At 40.5% G+C, this 650-nt stretch carries 2 protein-coding genes; both read left to right on the top strand.

Translation table 11 applies throughout. The annotated features are described in order from the left end of the window. Positions 1 to 188, top strand: a 188-nt coding sequence (locus CLHUN_RS22420) for a hypothetical protein (RefSeq protein WP_207559207.1), incomplete at its 5' end; no start/stop codon positions are given. Positions 189 to 211: 23 nt separating this feature from the next. After that, on the top strand, positions 212 to 650 hold a 439-nt coding region (locus CLHUN_RS21925; RefSeq protein ID WP_133051145.1), incomplete at its 3' end, for a hypothetical protein.

Raw genomic sequence — 650 nt, forward strand, 5'->3', positions numbered from 1 at the left:
GTAAATATATTAGTTTGGGTTTACCGCTAAAAAAGGGTTATGGTTATATGGGAATTGAAAGTATAAAATTAAAAGAGGATGGCGACTACTTAGACTATGCTAATGCGGTTATTGATTTAATAAATCTTGATTTAGCAAAGCATTCTAGATTTAAACAGTATAAAAAAATGTTGAATTTGAATAGCTAGCTACAATATCTTATAAGCCTTGATTGAGGAAACATAATATATCAAGGCTTTTCTTTAATCTATACAGCTATGACAACAACGGAAATACAATCAGTAAAACGGTGGAAGCTGCGGGAAATATGGGAGCAGCAGAAGTAAAGGCAGAATTAAAAGCAGAAGCAAAAGTGAGAGCAGAAGGAGAAGTGGGAACAGAAGCAGGAGAAGCTTCAAACCAAGAATATATGCCGGGGACAGGCTCGCTTGCTATACAGGGGCAAACCACAGAAGCTGATATTTCAGCAATCGGAGCAGCGGAGGAGATAACGTCGGCAGGAACAGACTCTATAGAAACTGATTCTGCAGCTTCTACAGAAACAGCCTTGTCGGGAACAACCTCCACGGAAAAAGCTTCACTGGAAATAATCCCGATGACAACCCTGGATACAACCACAGAGCAGGCGCTGAGCCTTGAAGCCCAAGCAC

Origin of the sequence: Ruminiclostridium hungatei, from assembly GCF_002051585.1 — a bacterium.
Classification (GTDB): domain Bacteria; phylum Bacillota; class Clostridia; order Acetivibrionales; family DSM-1351; genus Ruminiclostridium; species Ruminiclostridium hungatei.